At 70.9% G+C, this 2722-nt stretch carries 3 protein-coding genes; all 3 read left to right on the forward strand.

Features of this window, described 5'->3' with window-relative positions:
- Positions 1–447: 447 nt before the first annotated feature.
- The gene (locus tag D7X32_RS44000) at positions 448–1557 is read left to right on the forward strand and encodes an acyltransferase family protein (RefSeq protein ID WP_208752761.1); all 1110 of its coding nucleotides are present in this window, start codon (positions 448–450) and stop codon (positions 1555–1557) included.
- Positions 1558–1641: 84 nt separating this feature from the next.
- On the forward strand, positions 1642–2382 hold the full coding sequence (locus D7X32_RS44005; RefSeq protein ID WP_120608429.1) for a YqjF family protein: 741 nt from the start codon (positions 1642–1644) through the stop codon (positions 2380–2382).
- 41 nt (positions 2383–2423) lie between these two features.
- Positions 2424–2722, forward strand: a 299-nt coding sequence (locus D7X32_RS44010; RefSeq protein WP_147450523.1) for a DUF2089 domain-containing protein, incomplete at its 3' end; no start/stop codon positions are given.

Raw genomic sequence — 2722 nt, forward strand, 5'->3', positions numbered from 1 at the left:
AAGCGAGGCGTTGGGTCCTTCGGAATGCGCCGCCTCGGCGGCTTCGCTGGCGGGCAGGGGCGTCCTTCTTCCGGCTTCATCTCCTCTCTACCCTCCCCCCAGGACTCCTTATTTCGCGCAACCCTCCTGTCGGACAGGTTGCTGGGAGTTCCGGGGGCGGTTCTCCAAACCGGTCCGACTGTCGGACCCGCCTCCAGGAGTTCCGGCGGCCCTCTCCGAACGGGTCCGACAGTCGGACCAGTTCATCCGGTGCGCCGCCGGCGGGGCGGCTCCGCCGGGTTCTCGCCTTCTCATCCCTGGGGAAGGAAGCCAGGTCCGAGGGCCTGTGGCCCCCGGGCGGCGTGTCCCTGGCGGCACGGAAGCGCCCTGCTAGCATCGGGCGCATCCCCCCGCTGAGAGCCGACTCCGCTGAACGCCACCGAACCGCGTCACCTCGCCGGCCTGGACCTGCTCCGGTGCCTGGCCATCCTCATCGTCGTCGTCTTCCACTACCCGCGACCCGAAGGTCACGCGGCCTATCAGGCCTTCGCCAACTTCGGCTGGACGGGCGTGGAGCTGTTCTTCGTGCTCAGCGGCTTCCTCATCGGCTCGCAGCTCCTGGAGCCGGTGTCGCGCGGTGAGACGCCGTCACTGCGGCGCTTCTACCTGCGGCGCGCGCTGCGCATCCTCCCGTCCTTCCTCGTCGTGCTGGGCCTGTACCTGCTGGTGCCAGCCTGGAGTGAGATGCCCGTGGTGACACCCGCGTGGCGCTTCCTCACCTTCACGCAGAACTTCGGCCTGCGCCGCAACGGCTTCTCCCACGCGTGGTCGCTGTGCGTGGAGGAGCACTTCTACCTGGTGCTGCCGCTCACCGTGCTCGCGCTGCGCGGACGCCTTCGCGCGCCGTCCCTCATCGCGCTCGCGGCGGCCGTGATGCTCGGAGGCATGCTCCTGCGCGGTGGGCTGTGGCTGCGCCACTTCTCCGCGCTGGGACCGGCCGACCCGGGGTGGCGCGACTACGACATGCTGCTCTACTACCCGACGTACGCGCGGCTCGACGGGCTGACGTGCGGCGTGCTGCTCGCGGCCCTGCGCGTCTTCCGGCCCGCGGCCTGGGAGCGCTGGACGCGCGGCGCCCGTGCACGGGGGCTGGCCGTCGTGGGGCTGGCGTGCCTGGGCGGAGTGCTCTTCATCAACGAGGAGCACTACCGCTACATGCCCTATGTCCTGCTGTCGTTCCCCCTGGCCTCGCTGGGCTTCGCGGCCCTGCTGATGGCGCTGGCGGGCCCCACGGCATCGCGCGTCTGCGCCCGCATCCCGGGCGTGAAGGCCTTCGCGGTCCTGAGCTTCACCGTCTACCTCACACACAAGGCCGTGCAGCACGGGGTGCGCGACGCGCTGGAGCCCCACGGCATGGACGCGTTCCACGTCGTCACGGTGCTGGGCGGTGCCGCGGCGGTGCTGCTCGCCTCGCTCGCGCTGCACCATGGCGTGGAGCGGCCCGTGTTGAAGTGGCGCGAGCGGCTGGAGCGCGGACTCACCTCCAGGAAGCCGCGGCCCCAGCCCGCCGGCCCCTGAAGACCGCCCGCGCTTCTGCGCGACAGAAGCCGCGCGAGGGGGTGGCCCTGGGCCCGGGCGTCGCGTGCGCGCTAGACCTCGCGCATGCGCCCCTTCCTGACAGCGACGTGGCGGTACCTGCTGATGCTCAACTACGAGGTGGATCCGGCGGTGCTGCGGCCCCTCGTCCCCCGTGGCACGGAGCTGGACGCGTGGCAGGGCCGCACGTTCGCGAGCATGGTCGGCTTCCGCTTCCTCGACACGCGCGTGCGCGGGCTGGCGGTGCCGTTCCACCGGGACTTCGATGAGGTGAACCTGCGCTTCTACGTGCGCCGCCTGGGCCCCGAGGGCTGGCGGCGCGGCGTGGTGTTCGTGCGTGAAATCGTGCCCCGGCTCGCCATCGCCACGGTGGCGCGCGTCCTCTACAACGAGCCCTACGTCGCGTGCCCCATGCGCCACGCCGTCACCATGGAAGGCGCGGACACCGGCGCGCCCGGCCACGTCGAGTACGCCTGGAAGTCCCACGGCCGCTGGCACCAGCTGTCGGCCCGGACGCTCGGCACGCCAGCGGAGAGCACGCCCGGCTCCCAGGAGGAGTTCATCACCGAGCACTACTGGGGCTACACCGCCCAGCGCGACGGCGGCTGCGCCGAGTACCGCGTGGAGCACCCGCGCTGGACCGTCTGGCGCGCCCAGGAGACCGCCTTCGACTGCGACGTCGCCGGCTTCTACGGCCCCGCCTTCTCCGAGTGCCTCCGGGGCACGCCCCACTCCGCCTTCGTCGCCACCGGCTCGGAAGTGGCCGTCTTTCCTGGAAATGAACTCCTGCCCTTGCCAAGCCCGTAGAAATCAATATTCTCAAACCAGAAATTGATTTTCTGAACTCCATGACGACTTCCAAGCCCACCTGGCCCGTGCCTACCCGCTGCCCCGTCTGTGGAGGCGGCACCGTCATCGAACGGGTGCGCTGCGACGGGTGCGCGTCCGCGGTGGAGGGGCGCTTCACGACGGGCTGGGTGCAGCAGCTGTCGCCGGAGCAGCTCGCGTTCGTGCGCGTGTTCATGGGCTGCCGGGGGAAGATCAAGGACGTGGAGCAGGCCCTGGGCCTCTCCTATCCGACGGTGGTGGCGCGGCTGGACGACGTGGTGGAGGCCCTGGGCCAGGTGCCCTCGCCGCCGCCTCCGCC

This window comes from Corallococcus carmarthensis (assembly GCF_003611695.1).
GTDB lineage: Bacteria > Myxococcota > Myxococcia > Myxococcales > Myxococcaceae > Corallococcus > Corallococcus carmarthensis.